Source organism: Sphingobacterium spiritivorum, from assembly GCF_016724845.1.
Lineage (GTDB): Bacteria > Bacteroidota > Bacteroidia > Sphingobacteriales > Sphingobacteriaceae > Sphingobacterium > Sphingobacterium spiritivorum_A.
Genome location: NZ_CP068082.1, coordinates 4,325,925 through 4,350,583, shown reverse-complemented (window position 1 = coordinate 4,350,583; position 24,659 = coordinate 4,325,925). Strand labels below are relative to the sequence as shown.

Genomic DNA, 24,659 nt, shown 5'->3' with positions numbered 1-24,659 from the left:
TTTTTTAAGGATTAATATCCTTCATTTTGTTTCAATGTACCGTTACTCTTATCGATTTCATCCTGAGGAATAGGGAAGTACTCATTTCTGCTATTGAAAATCAACCCTTTAAATGCAGACAGGAATCCACCTTCAAATGCGGAATAACTCTCTATAACCTGTTTCGCCTGTCCCCATCTGACCAGATCATAGAATCTGTGTCCCTCCATTGCGAGCTCTAGTCGTCTTTCGAAACGAACAGCTTTACGTGCATATTCCTGATCAGGAAAAGACGGATACGGTTTGACATCATATACTGCTGCCGGAACTCCGTCTCCCGTTAATTTTGGAGGCAACTTAGACGCTCTGATACGGATAGCGTTTACGAGTTTTACTGCGGCATCCAGATCATTCAATTCTACCTGACATTCTGCAGCCATCAGAATAACATCTGCCAAACGAATAATATTGACGTCCAGTGCTGTCAGATAGCGATCTGCTGCAGCAAATTTTCCGAACTGACTCTGTGGAATCATTGTTTTAATTCCTACAAAAGGTCCGGCATATGGCTGATCACGCACCCATGCAGCACCCGGCATCACACCATAATCCAGATATTGAACACCCCGGCGCCCTACGGTATAATCCAGACGCGGATCAAACCTCAAGGCTACATTCAGTGTATAACCTGCTTCATTATTAAGATCAGATACATAAGGAAGTGTACGATACGAATTATCCAGTAATGGCAAGCCATCTGTACCGACTTTATAAGCATTTACCAGATCAATCGTTGGCTGATAAAAACCACAGCATCCTACCGGATTATTTCCGTTCAGACCGCTTAGCATATCTCCCACATTAGCATTATCTCCGCTTCCATCCGGATTAATGGCATGTTTGGATACCAGTAATGTTTCCGGTCCGTCTTCTGTAGTCACATCGAAGTTATTTTGAAACGGCATGACAGTGATATCTTTGCTTCCGATCACATCTTTAAACAGAACTAAGGCTTCGCCATACTTTTTCTGATACAGATATACCTTACCTAAATAGGCTTTAGCAATATTCTGATCCATACGTCCGGTCTCTCCGTTGATCTTGGTCAGCGGAAGATTATCCACCGCAAATTTAAGATCATCTATTATTTTGGGAAGCACATCTGTATTATTGGGAACAGTCTTTGCCTCATCTGTCGTCGTTGCCTCACTTACATAGGGAATATTCTTGAATACTCTCCACAGAAAGAAATAATAGTGTGCACGCAACATGCGGGCCTCAGCTTCGATAGTTTTTGCGCGGTCTGCACCAATTGTTTTTTCCCCATCCTGATCCAGTTTTAATAATTTCAGCGTATTATTAGCCCGGAGTACACCTTCATAATACACCTGCCACATCTGACTGAGGTTGTCATTTGCGCTGTTGGCAATATAAGATTCGATCAGATTCATATTTGGCTGATCCGTAGATGTAGAACCTTTATGTGCATTGTCTGAGGTTACTTCTCCAAACAGCCACTGACTCGGTGCAGATGAGTAATTACCCCAGGTACCATTCACATTTCCATTCAGAATACCGTATGCTCCCAGCAACACCTGCTCCACCCCATCTTTATTTGCAACTTCTTCATCCGTTAACTTACCTTGTGGAGCTTTTTCCAAAAAATCCTTACTGCAAGACGACATCAGCAGAATGGATGCGCCCAATATTGTAGTTATTATATTTCTCTTTTTCATCTTCTTCAATTTTAATTATTCAACTATTCCATCTTAAAAACCTAAACTCAGTCCTAACATATACTGACGGGATTGCGGATAAACCCCGAAATCCACACCAAATGCAGGATAATCTGAAGGTGTTGCCGAAACTTCCGGATCCAAACCTTCGTATTTGGTAATAGTAAACAGGTTGGTTACTCCGAAATAGACTCTCAGTTTGCGTACACCACTAGTTGATTTAAATATTTTTTCTGTTGGAAGACTATATCCGATTTGCAGATTTTTCAATTTTAAGAAACTCGCATCCTGAATATAATAGCTCGATGATGCATATTCCAGTGAAGAAACATCACTTCCGCCCTGTGAAGGAATCATACTGGACGTATTGGTAGGACTCCATTCGTCCAGTACACGTACACTTTTCTGTCCTTTGAATACCCCAAAATCGGTGAAGTAACGGGTTGCTTCATAGTTTTGATTTCCTTGTGAACCATAGAAGTACATCATGAAATCAAAATTCTTGTATGCTCCGCTGATATTAAAAGAGTATACAAAATCAGGATGCGGGCTGCCGATAACGGTACGGTCGCTGGCATCTATCTTGCCATCTCCGTTGATGTCCTCATATTTCAGACCACCGGCTCTGGCCAGTTCATAGGAAGGCGAACTTGCCACATCGCTGGCACTTTGATAGATGCCGATCACTTTGTATCCAAAGAATGAACCCAATGGCTCTCCTGCTTTCAGCAGAGACGTTTCCATACTTCTGAAACTGCCGTAGATGTCCTGTGAAATAGATGGAGCCAATGACACCACTTTATTGATATTACGTGAAATATTTGCGGACAGATCTAATGTAAATGGTCTCTGCTGACGTTTACCATAGTGATAGTTTAAGGAGAACTCTATACCTTTATTCTGCATTTCACCCACATTGACGTAAGGAGAACTAGCGCGTCCTACTGCAATGGCAGGTAACGGCAAACGATAAAGCATATCTGTTGTTTTCTTATTGTACCAATCAAATGAACCATCCAAGTCTCCATTGAGAATAGAGAAGTCGATACCTAAGTTTAACGCAGATACCTGCTCCCATTTTACATTTGGATTATCATAATCGCTTAACCACATTCCGGTGAGCACAGTACCGTTAATAGGATATGATGAGGAGTTGACGGCCGATTCAAATCTTCTGAAATACTGATCAGACGGAATGCGTTGATTACCGGTGACTCCATAACCTGCTCTTAATTTCAGATCGGATAACCAGCTGGTGCCTTTCAGGAATTCCTCTTCAGACACACGCCACGCACCACTTACTCCCGGGAATACCCCATACTTATTCGCAGAACCGAAATTTGATGATCCGTCACGACGGATAGTTGCACTCAGGATATAACGGTCTTTAAATGAGTAATCTACTTTTCCAAAGAGGGAGAACATAGATCCTACCGTTCCTTCACTTGTACTGGACTGTCCGGAGGCAGCACCTAAGTACAGATAATCCAGACTGCTCATGGTGAACAGATCGCGACCACTTCCATCGAGTTGTCTGTATCTGTTTTGAATAGCTTCCGTACCGGCAAGTATATTCAGATTATGATCACCAAAGGTTTTTCTATAATTTAATGTATTTGTCCAGGTCCATTCTGTTGTAAATCCAAAATATTCACTTATAGAATTACTGAAGTTACCTTCTGTAAACTCCGGATTAGGATATCTGTAAGATACACCATTATAATTTTCATATTTCAAACCGAAGTTGGTACGCAAGGTAAGACCATCAATGATATCATACTCCGTAAAGGCATTTCCAAAGAAGAAGTTATTTTTATTCTTATTATCCTTGGCACGGTAGGCGATAGCTACCGGATTTTCACCATTACCATATTTTCCGCCTAATGATCCGGCAAAATTACCGCCTTCATCATATACCGGAATAATATTATGTATACGGTATGCAAAACCCAACGCACTTCCTTCACCGATGTAATCACCGGCTGTATTGGTATTCACCCCGATTCCGTATCCTTCCGTAAAACTGTATTGTAAATTCTCTCCAAAACGAAGTTTTTTATTCAATGCAGAGAAACTGGTATTTGCGCGCACATTGAACTTATCAAATCCGGTATGGATAATAGTACCCTTTTGTCCCAGATAGCCGGCAGACATTGCATATTTAGCGTCATCCGTACCGCCAGCAGCACTCAACTGATAAGACTGGGTAGGTGCATTTTGAGAAAGTTCCTTAAACCAGTTTGTACCTTCTTTATTGGCTTTGGTAATCTGGTAAAAGTCAGCTCTGGATTTTGCGCGATAATTGTATTTGGCCATATCAATATCCGCCAGCGTAATATCATGTCCGGTTTTAGAGCCGGCCACTAAATAATCAGGTAAAGTATTATTATTTCCGGTCAGGCGATTTTCAATATCCAGTTCCTGCTGAGGAGTAATCATCTTAGGAAAACGTGAGCTGTTTGGCACCTGTACACCATAATAAGCATCAAGATTGATTTGTGCTTTTCCTGATTTTCCACTTTTTGTTGTGATAATGATAACCCCGTTATTCGCACGGGCACCATATATAGAAGCCGCAGAAGCATCTTTCAATACCTGCATAGACTCGATGTCATTCTGATTTAACCAGCTCAATTTACCTTCAAAAGGTACACCGTCAATAACATACAGTGGTTCATTGTTATTAATCGTACTGAATCCCCGGATTTTGATCTGCGGGGTAGATCCCGGAGCACCGTCAGTCACGATTTGTACCCCTGTAGCGCGTCCCTGAAGGGCTTCTACAGCACTGGCTGCAGGCTGTGTTTTTAATTGATTGACATCTACGACAGCAACAGAACCGGTCAGATCCTTTTTACGTTGTGTCGAATAACCTGTTACAACGACTTCTTCCAGTGATCCCGTCTCATCTGTCAGGTCAATAAGCAGATTACTGGATGACCCGGTAACTTTGTACTCGGTCTTCTTATATCCTATATAAGAGAATTCGATAATGTCATTGGCACTTACTTTCAGTTCAAACGAACCGTTCTCATCTGTGGAAGTAGCGGTTGCTTTACCCAGTATTTTCAAGGTAACCCCGGATAGCGGTGATTTAGTAGCAGCATCCTGTACTTTACCCTTGATCAGGAATTCCTGTTGTGGATTTTCGCTCAGTAAAATTTTCTCATAATTGGTGTTTTCAGCATTAGAAATTCGGGCAAATGCCGTATTAACGAGTAACACTGTGGCACTAGCCATCCAGAAGGATTTTTTGAGTGAAAAATGGAAGGACGGCTTAATTCTTCCATCAAACTGTTTAAGTTTTTTCATAATAAGTGATAAGATTGTTTATATTGATTGTTTATGTTAGGCGACATACTCAATTAGAGTACAATGAGTTATACTTTATCTAATCATAGGCAATAGATTTTAGTTTACTAAATTTACAATTGGACCTGCTATGAATTAAAAAAGAGATAACAGGTTTATATTTTGGTTAAGTCTAATTTACAAAAACTGATTTGACATATCCAAGCAAAGTGTACAAAGTACAACTAGCCTTTGTAACAAAAGCCTGACAATCAATGAGTTAAAAACATATAAATTGTAACAACAATATGTATCTCTAAAATTAACGATTTATTAATATAAAATAAAAAAACACAGATAAACCGAGAATAAAAGTTGTAAAACCCATCTCGAAACAATCACTGTAAAATGTCATAAAAAATAGTTAAAGCAGAGATAAACGATGTTTAACCACTTAAATTTATACTCGGAATTCAGTCATTGTAAATTCGTAAAATGGGAATGATCAAAATATCAGTAAACGAAAAAAATAAGGAAAACACCTAAAAAAACAATAGTGTAACAGTAACACATTGTAACATTTGACTCGGGCAAAAAGACATACCTTTTGCCTGCTCATTATAAAATAATCATTCAAATACTTTAGGTTTCTGTATCAAAAGAGAATTAATTTTAAACGCCAGGAAGATTAGGGAAGATTAAATAATCTCCAACCAATATTATTTTATCAATTGACCACATTTATCTTTAGCATTAGTAAACACAAAACACCAATGTTAAGGGAATAACATAATCACAATCCGGTATACCTCTTTTCAAATATCATGGCTAGCACTCAGCTATTCAAGTATCCTATATCATACTTTTAATCAAAAAATCAACTTATCTCAACATAATACATAAAGATCTTGTTAATGATTAAAAATACTAATTCGTATTTTTCAAAAGACATTTCGTTTTCACCCGACACAATTAACAGAGATGCCAAATAACCAATACTGATTCAAAAATCAGAGGAAATTAAGTACAGTCATTCACTATATGCTTCTAATCAACATTGATACACAAGAACTGATTTAAGCCTCACAACCTCTAGTACAATCATAAATTATCCGGGAATCATGTATTTTGGAGAACTAAATCGATAAAAATATTTTAAACCAAGCGACACAAAAATAATACAAAGTTACAAATAAGAAATAAATTGAATATATTTAACAAACTAAATGATAAATAAAAATCTAAAACTATATCAAAAACATAATTAAAAAATATATTATATACAACAATAACCCACCACAGCAGAAAAATTAAAAAAAAACAAAAAAAATAATAATATACACTTCAAATAAATATTTCATAATGAAAACAAACATGAAATTAAATTTTTTGGTAATGATAACAGTTATTTACACCAACCTTCCACAGAATGTATTCGCTCAAAGTAGCCAAAAATCTCTTGTTGATGACACATCTTTAACAGATAAAATTGAAAAACAAGCGGATTTAAATTTAAAAAATAACGAGTGGAAAATTGAAAACCTGAGAAAATCTATAGCAAATTTAAAGGAGACTGATCAGGTACAATTTTCACTACCTAAAGCCGAAACAAAAAAATTAACAGCAGAAGAGATTTATGACAAACGTTCAAAAGGCACTTTAATAGTTTCTAATTATTACAACTGCGGAAATTGCAGCAAAATGCACAGTTCTACCTCAACAGGTGTTGTATTAAATGAAAATGGATACTGTATCACCAATTATCACGTACTACAAGGTATTATTGAAGAAACTAAAGAATCCAGATCAAATGATAGCTTGGCATTTGTTGCAACTAATGATGGAAATATTTACAGGATATCTGACATTTTATCTTATTCTAAAGCAGCTGATATAGCCATATTTAAAATAGATACCAGAGGAGAAAAATTTTCACCAATCCCTATTGGTACATCTGCAAAAACCGGAGCAAAGGTACACGCTATTACTCATCCGGATAGCCGCTATTACTTCTATAGTGAAGGAGTAGTTGCCAGAAATATACAACTGGATGCATTAGACTCTGATAAAGATAGAATGGAAATTACAGCAGATTATGCAAAAGGATCAAGCGGCGGACCAATACTCGATTCCTATGGTAATCTAATAGGCTTGGTGAGCACCACACAATCTATTTATTATGATCAGCATGAACAAAAAAATCTGCAAATGGTAATCAAAAGTACAATACCTGTGAGTGCTATCAAAAGACTGTTTAAAAAAGAGCAGGTATTTAATTAAATGCTATTTTCAGATGAAATAATTGTAAGAACTTATTATAAAAATATAATTCTCAGCTTTAATAAAGTATAATCATCTCTCAGGCCCAAAGAACGAAAGTGGAGTACCAAATTCAAATTTACTCCACAGGATAACTGATCTTAACCTGTATAAGCAAAAAAAGTCCGCTACCTTTTTGAGTAGCGGACGATAATATAGACCTGATTACGTGGCATACAAACCTGTACACCATCATAACAGATGGGATTTATTAAACGACAATATTAATGATCTTTCCTTTTACAAAGATGACCTTCTTTACAGGCTTACCGTCCAGATATTTCTGTACATCAGCATTAGCCAACACAATCTCTTCTACAGTTTTCGCCTCCAGATCCAGTGCCAGAGGAAGATTAAGTTTCATTTTCCCGTTTACCGATACCGGATATGCAAATTCGGATTCTATAAGATACTCCGGATTGAATACGGGGTAAGGAGCATACGATATGCTGCCGGCTTCATGACCTGACAGCGACCACAGTTCTTCTGCTATATGTGGTGCATATGGTTGTAAAACGATAATTAACTGTTCCAGAATAGCACGCTTATTACATTTTAATTCCGTAAGCTCATTCACACAGATCATAAATGCCGATACCGATGTATTAAATGAAAAACGTTCGATATCGTCCTCTACTTTGCGGATGATCTTGTGTAATGCTTTATATTCTGCTTTTACAGGAGTTTCATCCGACACATAGAAGCTTCCTTCTGCATTGTGAAACAGACGCCATACTTTTTTCAGGAATTTATATACACCTTCGATACCATTTGTATTCCATGGTTTGGCTTGTTCAAGCGGTCCGAGGAACATTTCATACAAGCGAAGGGTATCTGCACCATAAGTATCAATAATGTCATCCGGGTTCACTACGTTAAACTTGGATTTAGACATTTTCTCTACTTCTGCACCGCAAAGATATTTTCCGTTTTCAAGGATAAATTCTGCATCAGCAAAGTCAGGTCTGAATTGTCTGAATTTTTCAAGATTCAGCGTATCATTTACCACAATATTTACATCCACATGAAGGGCGATCGTTTTATACTGCTCTTTGAGGCCGTATGAAACAAACTGGTTAGTACCTCTTCCCTCTTCATCCAGAATACGGTATACAAAATTGGATCTTCCCTGAATCATTCCCTGATTGATCAGCTTCTTGAAAGGCTCTTCTTCATTGTGATAGCCTATATCCTTTAAGAATTTATTCCAGAAGCGGGAATAGAGCAAGTGACCTGTCGCATGCTCTGAACCTCCGATATACAGATCTACAGCTTTCCAGTACGCTACAGCTTCTTCAGAGGCAAAGGCTTCTTCATTTTGCGGATCCATATAGCGGAACCAGTACCAGCTGGAACCTGCCCAACCCGGCATTGTACTTAATTCATACTCATATTGATCTTCATATTTCCAGTCTTCGGCTCTTCCCAAAGGAGGTTCGCCGGTTTCAGTTGGAAGATATTTATCTACTTCAGGAAGTAGTAAGGGCAGTTCTTCTTCTTTAATCAGATAAGGAAGTCCGTTTTTGAAATATACCGGTACCGGTTCACCCCAATAGCGCTGACGGCCAAATATAGCATCCCGCATGCGGAAATTAATCTTGGCTTTACCAAGTTTAAGTTCTTCCAGTTTGGAAATCAAAGCCGGTACAGCTTCCTGATAATTCATGCCGTTAATAAAGTCTGAATTGATATAGCGTCCGTTTTTATTCGGATCAGCTTCTTCTTCGATCTGCTGTGTATCTGAAATCGGAATAACCGGAAGATTAAAGTGCTTCGCAAATACATAATCCCGCTGATCTCCTGATGGCACAGCCATTACAGCTCCGGTACCATAGCTGGCCAATACGTAATCAGCAATCCAGATTTGCACATCTTGTCCTGTAATCGGATGTTTGGCATAAGAACCTGTAAATGCGCCGGATACGGTCTTTGTATCCGCCATACGGTCCAGTTCAGATTTTTTATTTGTCTTATCTATATATGCTTTTACTTCCGATTCCTGATCAGGAGTTGTTAAAGCAGCTACTAATTCATGTTCAGGAGCCAACACAACGAAAGAAACACCAAAAATAGTGTCTACCCGTGTTGTAAAGACTTCAATATAATTCTCTAACTGTGGCAACGGAAATCTGACAGAAGCACCCACCGATTTACCGATCCAGTTGCGTTGCATTTCCACCAAAGGCTCAGGCCAGTCTATGGTATCCAGGCCGCGAAGCAGACGGTCAGCATATGCCGTGATACGCATAGACCATTGCATCATTTTCTTCTGTTCTACCGGATAGCCTCCGCGCTCGGAAACGCCATTGATCACCTCATCATTGGCCAATACCGTTCCTAAGGCAGCACACCAGTTAACCGTGCTTTCGCGCAGATAAGCGATGCGGTATTTTAATAGTTCACGCTGTTGTTTCTCTTCATCAAATCCCTTCCATTCATCCGCTGTAAATTCAAGAATATCTTCATCACATACCGCATTGATACCTGTGGATCCAACATTTACAAAATGCTGAACTAAAGTATCTATAGACACCGCTTTATCCAATTCATTGTTATACCAGGAGTTAAACAATTGCATAAAGATCCACTGTGTCCATTTGTAATAATCCGGTTCTGAGGTACGAATCTCACGGCTCCAGTCATAGGAGAATCCGATGTTGTCCATTTGTTCACGGTAGCGGTTGATATTTGCCTCTGTCGTGATTGCCGGATGTTGTCCTGTCTGAATCGCATACTGTTCTGCCGGAAGCCCGAAGGAATCATATCCCATAGGATGCAGAACATTAAAACCTTTTGAACGCTTGTATCTTGAAAAGATGTCAGAGGCTATATATCCAAGCGGATGCCCTACATGCAGACCCGCTCCTGAAGGGTAAGGAAACATATCCAATACATAATATTTGGGTTTGTCATGTGAATCTGCCGATCTGAAGGTATGATGATCAGCCCAAAATCTTTGCCACTTCTTCTCTAATGCTTTATGATTGTACTCCATTTGATGAATAAGGAAATATTTAAGAAATGCGAAATTACGATTTTAGTCCTATATAATAAAAGATTTGTAGTTTAAACAATATTTAAGGATATTAGAAGTTAATGATTGTGTTGGCAGGCTTTGCGCAGGGCAATATAACAGGAGAATATCAGTAATAATAATCATACAAAAAGGAAGTAATTGCAATAAATATTCGTAAAATCAGCGCAATTCCTTACTTTCGCAAACAAATAATTTAATTGCTTATGTCAGGTTACGAGTTAAGCACGACCAAGAAAAAAACGAAATCAGTATATGTCTCTACCGTTATCAGTATTGCACTGGTGCTGTTGATGACCGGACTTTTAGGTCTTATTCTTGTTCATGCACGAAATCTTTCCAAATATGTAAAAGAAAATATAGTCCTCAATGTTATTGTGAATGACGCAACGACAGAGGGAGATGTACTTTCTATGCAAAAAGATATTGAAAAAGATCCTTACGTATTACGTACGGAATATATCAGTAAAGAACTGGCAGCGAAGAACCTGAAAGAGGATCTTGGCGAAGATTTCGTAGAATTTCTCGGACATAACCCTTTACTGCCTTCTATTGATGTATATCTGAAAGAACAATATGCCAATACGGACAGTATTGAGACTTTTATTAAAAAAGTATCCAACAACAGCAAAGTAAAAGAGGTCGTATATCAGGAATCCCTGATCGACATGGTCAATAAAAACATTAAAGTGATCAGTATCGTTGTACTTGCCTTTACTGTCATCCTGCTGATTATTGCTGTAGCGCTGATCAATAACACGATTCGTCTGGCGATCTATTCACAGCGTTTTCTGATAAAGAGTATGCAGCTTATCGGAGCTACTAAAAACTTTATCCGCAAGCCGTATATCATATACGGAATTGTTCACGGACTCTTGGGTGCACTGATTGCTATTCTCTTGCTCTTGTTCACTCTTCAGTTTTCGCAAAAACAAATTCCTGAATTGGTATTTCTGCGCAACTGGTATGAGTTTGGTGCGATTTTCCTTGTTGTTATTGTCTTAGGAATACTGATTTCAGGCTTAAGTACTTACTTTGCCGTTACCAAATATCTAAAAGCTAAATCACACAGTCTATACCGTTAATCTAATTACCCTTATGGCTCAAACGAATAAAACAACAAAATCTTCTACTGCAAAAGCAGGGAATTATAAAGGAGGCTTTGTTTTTGGAAATATTAATTATCAGCTGTTTGCTGCGAGTGTAGCAATCGTTATTATTGGTTTCTTTCTGATGTCCGGAACCTCGGACATCTATAGTTTCACTAAAATTACATTAGCTCCCATTGTTGTTGTATTAGGATTCGCAATAGGTTTTGTAGCCATATTGTACAGACCTAAGAGCAAGAACGTATAACACAGGCATGAATTTAATTGAAGTAATCGTCCTGGCCATTATCGAAGGCCTGACCGAATTTTTGCCCGTTTCCTCAACCGGGCACATGATTATTGCAACGGCATTGATGGGCATTGAGCCGACACCGTTTGTCAAACTTTTCACTATCGTTATTCAACTGGGAACCATTCTATCTGTACTGGTTTTATATTACAAGCGCTTTTTCAAATCCCTGACCTTCTATTACAAACTTGTAGTAGCTGCTATTCCGGCATCTATACTGGGGCTGTTGCTGAATGATTATATTGATCAGTGGTTAGAAAGTCCCTTGATGGTTGCAGTAATGCTGGTTATCGGTGGTATTATCTTATTGTTTGTCGACAAATGGTTCAATAAACCGACTACAGATGATTCGGATGAGATATCGTATGCACAGGCATTCAAGATTGGACTTTACCAATGTCTGGCCTTAATACCCGGCACTTCACGCTCTGCAAGTACTATTGTAGGAGGTATGACACAAAAATTAACCCGCAAAGCAGCAGCAGAATTTTCTTTCTTTCTGGCTTTACCAATGATGTTTGGCGCATCGGCCGTTAAACTGTTGAAATTCTTTAAAGAAGGTAATACATTTACAGGAGAAGAGATCAATCTTCTCATTATTGGTAACGTTGTTGGTTTTATTGTGGCGATTATTGCGATTAAATCGTTTATCGGAATTCTGACTAAATACGGTTTTAAAGCTTTCGGTTGGTACAGAATTATTATCGGCATGATTATCATTATCATGTTATTGACAGGTCACAGCCTACAAATCATCTAATGCAAGACCCTATTACTGAGAATTCCCAAACTTTCCATTTTGCTGAAGGGCAAATGTTATTGATTGACAAACCTCTGACCTGGACGAGTTTTGATGTGGTGGGAAAGATCCGAAATACAATCAAGCCCCTCAAATTAAAAGTCGGACATGCCGGGACTCTCGATCCGCTGGCAACGGGTCTCCTGATCGTGTGTACGGGAAAGATGACCAAACAGATTGACTCTTTCCAGGCTGAAGATAAAGAATATACCGGTATCATCACCTTAGGTGCCACTACCCCATCCTATGACCTGGAAACAGAGATCGACCAGCGTTTTGACATCAGTGGTATCACAGAAGAAATGATCTTTGATACAGCGCGTTCGTTTGAAGGTGAGATCAGCCAGTTTCCGCCTGCACATTCTGCGATTAAAATCAACGGCGAACGGGTTTATGAAAAGGCTCGTCGTGGCGAAGAGGTGGAGTTGAAATCCCGCAAAGTGACTATTAATAGTTTTGCCATCGAAAAAATAGAGCTTCCTCATGTACATTTTCGGATTTCATGTTCGAAAGGAACTTACATACGCTCTATAGCTAATGATTTTGGAAAATTACTAAACAATGGCTCTCATTTGAGTGAACTCCGTCGCACTAAAAGTGGTAATTACCACGTAGATAACGCCTGGAATCTCGAAAACCTGATTGAAGTGATAAAATCACAAAAAATTTAACGGAAAACAAACAATTGATTGCAGCTTTACCCAAGAATAGTTTCTAATTTTGCGGCATCACAAGTTTAATAACTAATGAAAATATACAGAAATTTAGACGACTTTGAACCTTTGGATTGTGCTGTAGTGACCATTGGAACATTTGACGGCGTACATATAGGTCATCAAAAGATTTTGAGTCATCTGAAAGAATCTGCAAAGAAAATAAACGGAGAGACAGTCCTGTTAACTTTCTTTCCACACCCCCGTCTGATTATCAACCCGGATGATGACAGCCTCAGACTGATCAATGATATTGAAGAAAAGGTATGTCATCTGGCGAATGCCGGTATAGATCATCTGATCCTCACTCCCTTTACCCGCGACTTCTCCAATCAGACTCCTGAAGAATACATCAGCAATGTATTGATAGGAAAACTGGGAACAAAAAAAATAGTGATCGGATACGATCACCATTTCGGTAAAGACCGCAAAGGATCGCTAGTGGATCTGGAGCACTTCGCAGAAATCTTCGATTATACAGTAGAACAGATTCCTGAACAGGATATTAATGATGTAGCTGTATCTTCAACACGGATTCGTGAATCTCTGATCAAGGGGAATATCGATACTGCTAATCAGTATCTGGGTTACCCCTTCGAATTGACAGGAACAGTGATACGTGGAGACCAGATCGGTCGTACCATAGGATTTCCGACAGCCAACCTGCACGTGCATGAAAAGCACAAGCTGATTCCGGCTTATGGAATCTATGCTGTAGAGGTTGAAATATTCGACAAAATAGAAGAAGTGCTGACAGGCCGGTATACTGAGAAAGTTCCTTTCCGAAAAGCTAAAGGAATGGGATACATCGGTACCCGTCCTACTGTGGATGGTATGACCCGAAATATTGAGGTTTCTTTGTTCGACTTCAATGAAGACATCTACGGAAAAACATTAAAAGTAAAATTCCTTCATTTTGTAAGACACGATGAAAGATTTGAAACTATTGAAATTATGAAAGAACAGATCCAGGCAGATAAAAAGTATATCATAGCTTATTTTGCGGAGCAGAAATAACCGTATATCATAAATAACAAGAGAGAGGCAGTATAATAACCAAGAATACTGCCTCTTTTGTTTTTTATGCTATTGGCGAAGACGCCAACAGACGCAGGTTAAACTTAATTTGCCAATAGACGCGAGTTAAACTTAATTTGTTAATATACATCTATTAACCAAACCTTTTCAATCACCCCGTAAAAACTGACATTCGTTTCTGCCTTGAATTTCAAATAAGAACCTGTTTTCAAGGAATTTATAAAGTTTTCTGTTGGCGGGGATGCCAACAGACGCAGGTTAACCAAACCCTCTGGCACTCCTTCTAATATTGGAAGAGATATCAATAAACGCTGGCTGCCCCCTAGCAATCCTACTAGCACCGTATTTCCAGAATATTCGGAGTAAAGACAATCCTTACTAAAAACGGCCTGAGCTCATAAGAACTCAGGCCGTTTTCAGTAAGGTTAACAACAATTTAGTCCTTATAAATCACATATTTTTTACGCATCTTTTTATAATTGGTCAGTCCCGGTTCCCAGCTTTTGCGAATTTCCTGATCGCTAGCTCCGGATTCAATTTGTTTACGAAAGTCACTTACTCCGGCAAGTGTTTCAATACTTCCGATCTGTGTCGAAAAGCTTCGGTCAAAAAACGCTGATTTTTCAGGAGATTTACGATAAAGTTCTTTCATCCAATCCAGATTAAGTTTTTTACTCGCAACCAGTTTAGCCAGATCCACCTTGCGCAGGTCAAGACCATAACATACTTGGTTCATAAATAAAGGAGATTCACTCATTCCCTTCTTGCTCACCGGGGTAAATGAAAATGAATAGATGCCTTTATATACCGGACTCCCTATAACAGTAAAAGGATAATCAGTGCCTCTTCCATGGTTAAGCTTGGTTCCTTCAAAAAGACAGGTACTTGGATATAATAATATACTCTCTTCTGTATTCAGGTTAGGTGACGGATTGACAGGGAGCTTATACAGCATACTGTGGTTATAGTTAGAGACAGGAATGATCTTTAGCTTACAGGTCGTTTTTGCCTTCATCCATTTCTCTCCGTTGATCATCTGTGCAAACTCAGCTATAGTCATGCCGTGTGCTATTGGCACCGGAAATTGTGCTATTCCTGATTTGTGCTTCATATCCAGAATAGGGCCGTCAATCAGATAAGCATTTGGATTCGGACGATCCAGAATCATTAATTCTTTGCCGTTATCTGCACATGCTTCCATAATATCTCTTAATGTATTGATATTGGTATAGAAGCGTACGCCCATATCCTGTACATCAAAAATAAACAGATCTACATCTGCCAGATCTTTCGCCGCGGGTTTCCTCCGGTCGCCGTACAGGGATATAATACGTATGCCTGTCTTCGCATCCACTTCATCCGATACTTCAGTCCCGTTACTGGCATTGCCTCTGAAACCGTGTTCGGGACCAAATATTTTGACAATATTTATTTTCAGCGCCAGCAGACTGTCTACTAAATGTGTTTTTCCGATGACTGAAGACTGGTTTCCCAATATAGCCACCCGTTTTCCTTTTAAATAGTCTACATATTTGTCCGTTTGTTCAGCACCGGTCTTAATTTTGTCATTGCTATACACTAATTTCTGCTGAGCATCAACCTCTGATTTGCACAGTAGGAATAAGCATATTACACTCAAAAAAACTGGGATTCGTTTCATGGTAAAGGTTTTAGTTTGGTAAATAGATCTTCTAAAATACGAAATTAAACATCCGCATTCCTTATGTAACAAACATGATATCAATGCTTCACCTCTACTACTGCAACAAGTCTGCTATCGTCCTGATACCCTCTTCCAGTTGTGTCTCAGACAGTGCGCCATAGCTCAAACGTAATCCCTGTGTATCCTGTCCAAGATTATATTTCTCCGGACCAGATATCCGGATCCCTTTTTCCTTCAGCTTTGCTTCCAGATCTCTGACAAGCTGCTGCTGTCTGGGAACTACCCAGAATGCAAGCCCTCCGTCCGGCAAATCATAGTCGGCTCTATCTTTCATATACTGGTCCAGCAAGCTGATACAGGTATCTCTTTTATTCCGGTAATAGAGAGTCATTTTTTTAAGATGCTTCTTAATCGTTCCGTCCTCTATAAGCTGTAGAACAGCCTGTTCCATAATATTATCTCCCTGTACATCTATGATTTTGCGTAGAGCTCCGATTTTTTGAATATAAGAGGCTTCACTTACCAGATATCCTATGCGTAATGCCGGTGCGACTACTTTACTCATTGTACCGATGTAGATATAATTCTGAATTTCATTATAACTGGATAAAGGAAGAATAGGCCGACGGCCAAAGTGAAATTCGTTGTCATAATCATCCTCTATAATTGTAAATCCATACTGATTGGACAGCCGTATAAGCTCTACCCGCCTTGACAGGCTGAGTGTAACTGTGGTTGGATACTGATGATGGGGAGTTGTGTAGATCGCTTTTATAGATTTACCACTGTGCAAATGCCGGATAATATCGCTTATGATCAATCCTTCCTGGTCCACCCGTACAGGCAATAGTCTGGCGCCTGCATGTTCAAAAGCCTCCCATGCAGGATGGTAGCCGGGATCTTCGACCAACACATAATCTCCCTTTTGTATCAGACTCTGCGCAGCCAGGTATAAGGCCATCTGACTTCCTCTGGTAATGCATATATGGGGTATATCGATCTTCATGCCCCTGTGATGGTTCAGCATTCGTGCTATTGCAGCTCTGAATGCTTCGTCACCAAGTGCATTTGTATAACCCATCATCTGCCATCTGGCTTTTTGATTAAAGATCTGACGGTAAGCTCTGGCCAGCTCTTTGACCGGAGCAACCCGGCTGTCCGGGTATCCGTCATCAAAGCAGATTGTATAGATACGATCCGGTACAGCATTTGCTTTCACTGGAGCTGCCAAGTCTGGCGTATTATGCAGACGAACCGGATGCTCTTCTGCCACAAAGGTACCGGCACGTTCCTTTGTGATGATCCATCCTTCATTTTGAAGCACGTTCACAGCTTCCACGACCGTATTACGATTTACACCTATATGTTCTGACAAAGATCTTGTACCCGGCAAGGCTTCTCCTTTTTTGAGCCTTCCGCTACGGATCGCTTCTATGATCGCATCAGCAATCTGCAGATAAACAGACTTCTCTGCCTGAAAATCCAACTGCATTTCTAAATTCCAAGGACGAATCATCTGGACTATTAAATTATGTAAAAACTGAACCAGTAAGACAGTCCAAATATACTATAATTTTGAAATGCAATAATGCAAAAAACCAACTTAATATGTTCAATATGAAAACAGAAGAAAAACAATTCAGTTCAAAGGACTTTCACCAAACCTTTGCCCGTCCGGCTTATATCAAACCGGCAAAGCTGATTCATCAGAATGTAGAAAATGCAGGCGTACACAATCAGTTTTCTGCTGAACGCAAACATCCGGTATTTTTTGTAGATCTGCCCAGCAAAAATGTAAGTATGACTATCGGAGGCTTATTGCCGGGGCAACTGACGAACAGACATCGTCATACCTATGAGACAGTACTGTATGTATTGGAAGGATCCGGATATACAGAAGTGGAAGATGAACGTGTTGAATGGAAAGCCGGAGATGCTGTCTACATTCCCTCATGGGCATGGCACAGACATCAGAATCTGAGCGATACCGAACCGGCTAAATACATTGCCTGTGAAAATGCGCCTCAGCTTCAGAATCTTGGAGTAGCACTCCGGGAAGAAGAAGGTCGCGATCTCTGACAACGACTCTCTTTGTCTTATTTATTAATGCCCTCTGCGGAGGGCTATTTCTCTCTTTAATCCAATAATGCATATGAATCACAATCTATTTAAAGGTATAGTATCATACCCTATTACACCCTTTGATCAACACGAAAAAGTTGATCTCCGTTTATTCAAATTATTAGTCGAGCGTCTGGTCGTCACAGGTTCTCATGCGATCGCACCATTAGGCAGCACGGGCGTATTGCCTTATCTGACGGATGCCGAAAAGGAAGCTATCACCCTCGCTACAGTAGAACAGGTGGCAGGCCGTATTCCTGTGCTGGCTGGTGTTTCTAATCTGACTACAGAAAGAACGGTACATCACGCAAGATTTGCAGAAAAAGCAGGTGCAGATGCGGTAATGATTATTCCGATGAGCTACTGGAAGCTAACCGAAGACGAAATATTCAGACATTACAAAACGGTAGCTGATGCTATAAGTATTCCGGTGATGGCCTATAACAATCCGGCGACAGGCGGAATAGATATGTCTCCTTCCCTGTTGATAAGACTTTTGCAGATCCCTAATGTAACGATGATCAAAGAAAGTACGGGCGATGTACAACGTATGCATCAGCTTTACCAGACTTTTGGCAAGGATGTCGCTTTTTACAATGGCTCCAACCCTTTGGCTTTGGCTGCCTTTACTGCAGGAGCGACCGGATGGTGTACAGCAGCATCCAATCTGATTCCTGATCTGACCAAAGCGCTTTACGAGGCTGTGTGTCAGAATAATCTGCCTGAAGCGCAACGCTTATACTATCAACAGGCTGAACTTCTTAAATTTATTGTCGAAAAAGGTCTTCCCCGCACGATAAAGGCCGGACTTCATCTTATGGGTATAGATGCTGGGTATCTTAGAAATCCGTTACAGCCGCTTAGTGAAAAAGAAATAGCTACGCTGCGTATTATCCTGTTCAAAACAATCAATAAAACAGACTAATAAAGGGCATTGTATAAAAAAGATCTTTCTTAATACAGGCAGGAGAATTAGTTGAACACTTATAGGTCAGCATAACAGCGGAATCACTTAACAGCTTGTTGAGGCAGCTAATTTTATCATTAAAAAAATATAATTACCGCCAAACAATACGCACTTTAATCTGTTGATCCGTAACACATTGAATACTAAAATTGTAAACTAAAATTTCAAAAATGGAAAAGAAAGATCTCACAATTATCTTAGTACATGGCGCATGGGGAGATGGTTCTCACTGGCAACATGTTATCCCTCGTTTAGTAAAAGCCGGTTATCAAGTAAGAAGCGCGCAGAACCCCTTGACCTCTCTGACCCAAGATATCGAACGTACAACCGATCTTATTAATGCGCAGGAAGGCAAAGTCTTGCTTGTAGGTCACTCCTATGGCGGATCTGTAATTTCCGGAGCCGGAAATAATCAGAAAGTAATCGGTTTGGTATATATTGCTGCATTTGCTCCGGATGCAGGAGAAAGCCTGTCCCGTATTTTTTCAAGACATGAAGCACCTGCAGGTGCGGCAAGTATCTATCCGGACAGCAAAGGTTTTTTATGGATCAAATATGATGAATATCGGGCTCACTTTTGTGCCGATCTGGACGAAGATCAGGCTTTAGTGCTGTCTCTTGCGCAGCGACCTATTCATGCGACCTGTTTTGAAGAGCCAGCAGCTGAACCCGCATGGCGTACAAAACCGAGCTGGTATCAGGTATCAGATGCAGATCATATGATTCCTCCGCTAACGCAACAGGAAATGGCAGACCGGATCCGTCCGCGAGAAATTATACATCTTGACGCAAGTCATGCATCACTTGCTTCCAAGGCAGAAGAAGTGAGCAATCTAATTATTAAGGCGGCTTCCTCCTTCTGAAAATAAATACACTGTAAAGATCAGTTCTGACACACGATAGCAGGGTATAAATGGTTCTTTTTTGAAGGAACCATTTATACTTTATAATCTGCTTTATCCCCTGTGAATGATGAGTTTATCAGCAACTTTTGAGCATTTTTCGGTTCATGCAAAACGCGCCTCTCTATTCAGCTGTAAACCAAAGACATAAACACTTCAAAAAGCCTTCAAAAGTGGGTAAAATTAATTTTTAGTACCTTTGCAGACCCAAATTTTATTTTTTCACATCACAAAATCTCTAACTTTAATGAGTTTTATAAAAATCTTAAAGCGTAAAAGCACTTTTGTTTCAGGTATTGTTTTTCCCAGTTTGTTCTTTATTCTGGGCATCACTTTAGTCTCCAGCATCTTCCCTTCTTCAGCAGATTATTACCTTACTCTGGTTAAAACTTTTCTGTTTGAAAACCTCAATTGGGTCTACGTTCTTGTCGTTACCATCTTTGTTCTCTTTCTGCTTTTTCTGGTTTTCAGTAAGTATGGGAATGTCAAATTGGGATCCAATGATTCCAAACCCGAATTTTCTTTTTTCTCCTGGATCTCTATGCTTTTTGCAGCCGGAATGGGTATTGGTCTGATGTACTTCAGTGTTGCAGAGCCCATGTCACATTATTCGGACACCAATGTATTAGGCACTGACCCGATTCAACGGGCTAAGGATGCTCAATTGTATACTTTTTTCCATTGGGGTATTCATGCATGGGCGATTTATGCCGTAGTCGGATTATCCCTTGCTTACTTTACCTATCGTTACAAACTTCCCTTATCTCTGCGAAGCTGCTTCTACCCTATCCTCAAGGATAAAATACAAGGTCGTGCAGGTGATGTTATCGATATGTTTGCACTCTGCAGTACTTTTTTCGGTATTACCACCACATTAGGGTTTGGCGTGGTGCAGCTCTGTGCCGGACTGGTCAATATAGGAGTTATTCCAGAGGTCAACTTTATGTATCAGATTATTATCGTTGTTGTGATTATGACGATATCGATTCTGTCCGCTACATCAGGAGTCAACAAAGGCGTTAAATTTTTGAGTCAGCTAAATATTATCAGTGCTGTGCTGCTTATGCTTTTCGTGCTGATCTTTGGTCCTACGACCTTTCTGTTAGGTACTTTTTCAGAAGGTCTGGGGTATTATATCAATTCATTTTTCAGCCTGACATTCAACACACATGCTTATGAACCTCAGCATCAGCAGTGGTTTTTTAACTGGACAATTCTTTACTGGGCCTGGTGGATTTCCTGGTCACCATATGTAGGTCTTTTTATTGCGAAAATATCTAAAGGAAGAACGATCCGTGAGTTTATAGGAGCGGTACTGGTATTACCCACTTTCTTCAACTTTCTCTGGATGACGATCTTTGGGAACAGTGCGATATGGATCGATCAGCATGAAGCAAACGGCGCATTAAGTGCGTTGGTGAGTAATGCCGATGTATTGCTGTTCAAATTTCTCGGATACTTTCCATTTGAAATTGTAACGAGTATACTTACGCTGTTTATTATCTTTATATTTTTCGTTACATCTGCCGATTCAGGTATCTATGTGATGAACAATATTTCGTCTAATAATGCTGTGAAGTCTCCAAAATGGCAACTTATTTTCTGGGGTGCACTGCTTGGTATACTTGCGCTTGTACTGCTTAATGCAGGCGGTCTGGAGTCTCTGCAAACGATGACCCTGATTACAGCACTTCCTTTCTCCATTATTATGCTTTTATTCTGTTACAGCCTGTTGAAAGGACTGGTCATTGATGTCAACTATTATTCACGTTCGTATTCGCACTCGACCAACAGCTGGTCAGGAGAATACTGGAAAGAACGTCTGGACAGGATTATTTCTTATAAAGACCGTAAGACTATTGATGAGTACCTGCGCACAACAGTGAAATCGGCATTTGAGGAACTTGCAAAAGAATTCAAAGAAAAAGATATTCTGGCACATGTCAATTTTCATGAGCATACACCCGTCACAGTAGAAATAGAAATTAAGCATGATGCTATGAACAACTTCAGATATGGTGTAAAGAATCAGACAAAGACAATATCGGATTTCCTTATGCAAGAGGAAAATGCCCCTGAAATTCAGGATAAAAAAACACATATACCCATGACTTATTTTGGAGACAACAGAATAGGATACGATATTCAATATTTTACCAGGAATGAAATTATCAGTGATGTACTGAAACAATATGAACGGTTTTTATCGTTATCTTCCGATGAAAAAAATGAAATTTTCATCGGAAGTAATCTGAAAGATACAGATTAATATTATTTCATTCCTCTTCAAAACCAGAAGGCTCCATAACATTTAAAGATTGATTGTAGCATTTTAACTTACCGTAACGTTATATATTTAAGTTTGCTTTAATTTAAATGAATTTGCCCGATTCCTACATTCTTATGTAATGTAATATGTATTTAGTTCATCAGATTTTTCCTTTAGGTCTCAACTAAAAAAGGAAATAAAATCAACTATATTTTTATCCGGTATTCTTATTAGTAATTATAAAATGCTATTACGTACTTTTGTCTTTAAATAATCATCAACTGTGACTAACGCCAAAAAAAATGCCTTCTATTTACGTATGGTACTCATCGTCAGTATCATACTCTCTTTTATATTTCTAAGTGCCATATTTATCTATCAATATGGACAGTACAGACGTATAGAAGCCAAGCTTAATGCAGCATATGCATCCGGCAATACACAGTCTTCTGCACTCTACGGTTTATTTTCAACTTTTAGTGAGGCGGATAATCTGTTTCGGCTTTACACTGTAGATTTTAAAGCAGAAACTTATCAGTTATACAAAAACAAACTGGATACCATCAAGTTTGTTGTCGATTCCCTGTCTACCCTTCCTATCGAAAACAATCCGCTACAGAAAAGCATTACAAATGTAAAAGAGAAAGGCGTTGTAGCCATGGAATTTGCAAGTCTCAAAAGAGATGTTGATCAGCTGGTTTTCTTTGCAAAAGACTCCCTTGAGTTATTAAAAAATCCGAAAGAAGATTACAGAACCAGACCAACACTTACCATTGCAGATACCTTTATCAGCAATACGCTACAGGATACGGTCAGGAATCTGGTCACGCAAGATACAGTTGTCAAGAAAAAAGAGAGCCTGTTTAAACGAATATTCAACACTAAAAATGATACGATTGTTTCGAATACCGTAGATCAGAAGTTCAATATCAATAAAATAGGATTGATACAACAGCACGTTCAAAATACTATCCTCCAAAATGACAAAATATACAGCAGCAATATGAATAATCTGCGGATGGTATTCAGCAAACTCCGGCAAAAGGAAAGGGAACTGATACAATCTAACCATACTCTTCTGAGCAAACTGAAGACCGGTATAAACCGTCTCAGGGATATAGAACTGGCTGCCAATCGCAATGCTGAAGCGATGAACTTTGCTCAATATCAAAAAAATGCGCAGCACTTCGGTACCCAACTCATAATAGCCCTATGCATTATGCTGTTTATGATTATTTTCATTATCTATTATCAGTTTAAGGTAGTTTCTTATGAAAAGAGGCTTTATCAGGAAAAAGAATATGTGGCCAAAATCGCTGAAGAGAAAACAAGTGTCCTGGCTAGTATAAGCCATGAAATACGGGCTCCGATTAACTCTCTGCTGGGTGTGATCGATCTTATGAATAAAAACACGGAAAGTAATAAGGTCAATCATGAGCTGATCGAATCAGCCAATTATGAGATAACATTGATAAACAGTACTATCAACGATATTCTGAGTCTCAGCAAACTGGAAGTAGGTTCACTCAACATCAAATATGACTACTTCTCGCCTTATGAAATGTTACACGATCTGGTAAGTCTGCACAGTTATCAGGCGCAGACGAAAGGTCTGGCCTTTACTAATGTAATCGACATTGATCCGAAACTAAAAATATACAGCAATGCATTCAGAATCAAGCAGATTACGTCTAATCTGATTACTAATGCTATCAAATACACAAAAAAAGGGGATGTAAGATTGCAGGCTCGCATACGCAAATCCGGCAACAAACAAACATTACACATTGAAGTTGCGGATTCGGGAATAGGTATAGCAGATAAAAACAAGAATTTTGTGTTCCGTAAATATTATATGACCGATTCTGAGAATAATGTCGGAGGTTTTGGTCTTGGATTGTATATTTCCAAATTGCTGACCGAACAACTAAACGGAGACATCTCTTTTGAGAGTACACTGGGTACCGGAACGACATTCAGCCTGAAAATTCCGTATGAAAAGGAATTGCTGCTACAAAAGAATTCGGGTCCTTATACTGTTAATGATCTTCCTGAAAGTCTCAACATTGTATTGATTGACGATAGCCGTATTAATATTCTGTATCTGAAGCAGTTCTTTAAAGACAAGAAGAATGTCCATACGTTTGAGAACGGAGCTGAAGGATTACGGTTCGTCCAACAACATCCGGTAGATATTGTGATCACTGATTTATTGATGCCTGAAATGAGCGGATGGGATATTCTGAACAGTATTAAAGAAAGTAAAACGTCGGAACATATTAAGGTATTTGCCTTCACTTCCGAAAATATGCTGCTGGAAGATGATCACAGAAGCCATAATATCTACACATTTGACGGAGTTCTGAGCAAACCTTTGCGTGAAGATGAATTGGTTAGTACGCTACTCAAAGGTATGAATGGCTAACGTGT

16 protein-coding genes are annotated in these 24,659 nt (G+C 39.3%); 11 read left to right on the top strand and 5 right to left on the bottom strand.

The features are described from left to right. Positions 1 to 11: 11 nt before the first annotated feature. Together I6J03_RS18420 and I6J03_RS18415 are read right to left on the bottom strand one after the other, a co-directional pair. On the bottom strand, positions 12 to 1,715 hold the full coding sequence (locus I6J03_RS18420) for a RagB/SusD family nutrient uptake outer membrane protein (protein WP_003003067.1): 1,704 nt from the start codon (positions 1,713 to 1,715) through the stop codon (positions 12 to 14). Positions 1,716 to 1,748: 33 nt separating this feature from the next. Further along, positions 1,749 to 5,027: a SusC/RagA family TonB-linked outer membrane protein gene (locus I6J03_RS18415; protein ID WP_003003068.1), complete on the bottom strand. Its 3,279-nt coding sequence runs from the start codon at positions 5,025 to 5,027 to the stop codon at positions 1,749 to 1,751. A 1,341-nt stretch (positions 5,028 to 6,368) separates the two neighbouring features. On the opposite strand from I6J03_RS18415, the gene I6J03_RS18410 reads away from it, so the two are divergent. Next, positions 6,369 to 7,286 carry a S1 family peptidase gene (locus I6J03_RS18410; protein WP_003003072.1) on the top strand — a complete coding sequence of 306 codons (918 nt, stop codon included), beginning with the start codon at positions 6,369 to 6,371 and terminating at the stop codon, positions 7,284 to 7,286. Positions 7,287 to 7,536: 250 nt separating this feature from the next. Here the strand turns inward: I6J03_RS18410 and leuS are convergent, their stop codons facing one another. Then, a complete protein-coding gene (leuS, locus tag I6J03_RS18405) occupies positions 7,537 to 10,320 on the bottom strand; it encodes a leucine--tRNA ligase (RefSeq protein ID WP_003003075.1) in 2,784 nt (927 codons plus the stop codon). A gap of 245 nt (positions 10,321 to 10,565) precedes the next feature. Here leuS and I6J03_RS18400 point away from each other — a divergent pair, with 245 nt between their 5' ends. From I6J03_RS18400 to I6J03_RS18380, 5 genes are all read left to right on the top strand, one after another. Further along, on the top strand, positions 10,566 to 11,444 hold the full coding sequence (locus I6J03_RS18400) for a cell division protein FtsX (RefSeq protein WP_002995842.1): 879 nt from the start codon (positions 10,566 to 10,568) through the stop codon (positions 11,442 to 11,444). 13 nt (positions 11,445 to 11,457) lie between these two features. Then, positions 11,458 to 11,715 (top strand): DUF3098 domain-containing protein, encoded by a 258-nt coding sequence (locus tag I6J03_RS18395; protein WP_003003078.1) that lies wholly within the window; start codon positions 11,458 to 11,460, stop codon positions 11,713 to 11,715. Positions 11,716 to 11,722: 7 nt separating this feature from the next. After that, the gene (locus I6J03_RS18390; RefSeq protein ID WP_003003080.1) at positions 11,723 to 12,517 is read left to right on the top strand and encodes an undecaprenyl-diphosphate phosphatase; all 795 of its coding nucleotides are present in this window, start codon (positions 11,723 to 11,725) and stop codon (positions 12,515 to 12,517) included. Further along, positions 12,517 to 13,227, top strand: a complete 711-nt coding sequence (truB, locus tag I6J03_RS18385) for a tRNA pseudouridine(55) synthase TruB (protein ID WP_003003084.1) — start codon at positions 12,517 to 12,519, stop codon at positions 13,225 to 13,227. The genes I6J03_RS18390 and truB overlap by 1 nt, the downstream gene beginning before the upstream one ends. Before the next feature lie 75 nt (positions 13,228 to 13,302). Further along, a complete protein-coding gene (locus I6J03_RS18380) occupies positions 13,303 to 14,286 on the top strand; it encodes a bifunctional riboflavin kinase/FAD synthetase (RefSeq protein ID WP_003003087.1) in 984 nt (327 codons plus the stop codon). A 457-nt stretch (positions 14,287 to 14,743) separates the two neighbouring features. On the opposite strand, the gene I6J03_RS18375 is transcribed toward I6J03_RS18380, so the two are convergent. Together I6J03_RS18375 and pdxR are read right to left on the bottom strand one after the other, a co-directional pair. Continuing rightward, positions 14,744 to 15,967 (bottom strand): exo-beta-N-acetylmuramidase NamZ family protein, encoded by a 1,224-nt coding sequence (locus tag I6J03_RS18375; protein WP_003003090.1) that lies wholly within the window; start codon positions 15,965 to 15,967, stop codon positions 14,744 to 14,746. A 97-nt stretch (positions 15,968 to 16,064) separates the two neighbouring features. Further along, a complete protein-coding gene (gene pdxR, locus I6J03_RS18370) occupies positions 16,065 to 17,486 on the bottom strand; it encodes a MocR-like pyridoxine biosynthesis transcription factor PdxR (protein ID WP_003003094.1) in 1,422 nt (473 codons plus the stop codon). Between the two features lie 101 nt (positions 17,487 to 17,587). Between pdxR and I6J03_RS18365 the strand changes: the two genes are divergently transcribed. From I6J03_RS18365 to I6J03_RS18345, 5 genes are all read left to right on the top strand, one after another. Beyond that, complete coding sequence (locus I6J03_RS18365) at positions 17,588 to 18,049, top strand: cupin domain-containing protein (RefSeq protein ID WP_232279602.1); 462 nt, start codon at positions 17,588 to 17,590, stop codon at positions 18,047 to 18,049. 73 nt (positions 18,050 to 18,122) lie between these two features. Beyond that, entirely contained in the window at positions 18,123 to 19,016 is an 894-nt protein-coding gene (locus tag I6J03_RS18360) for a dihydrodipicolinate synthase family protein (RefSeq protein ID WP_039989706.1), read from the top strand. Between the two features lie 212 nt (positions 19,017 to 19,228). After that, positions 19,229 to 19,921, top strand: a complete 693-nt coding sequence (locus I6J03_RS18355) for an alpha/beta hydrolase (protein ID WP_003003104.1) — start codon at positions 19,229 to 19,231, stop codon at positions 19,919 to 19,921. A 286-nt stretch (positions 19,922 to 20,207) separates the two neighbouring features. Beyond that, positions 20,208 to 22,229, top strand: a complete 2,022-nt coding sequence (locus I6J03_RS18350; RefSeq protein WP_003003108.1) for a BCCT family transporter — start codon at positions 20,208 to 20,210, stop codon at positions 22,227 to 22,229. A gap of 283 nt (positions 22,230 to 22,512) precedes the next feature. Then, positions 22,513 to 24,654, top strand: a complete 2,142-nt coding sequence (locus I6J03_RS18345) for a hybrid sensor histidine kinase/response regulator (protein ID WP_003003111.1) — start codon at positions 22,513 to 22,515, stop codon at positions 24,652 to 24,654. The last annotated feature ends 5 nt before the right edge of the window (positions 24,655 to 24,659 follow it).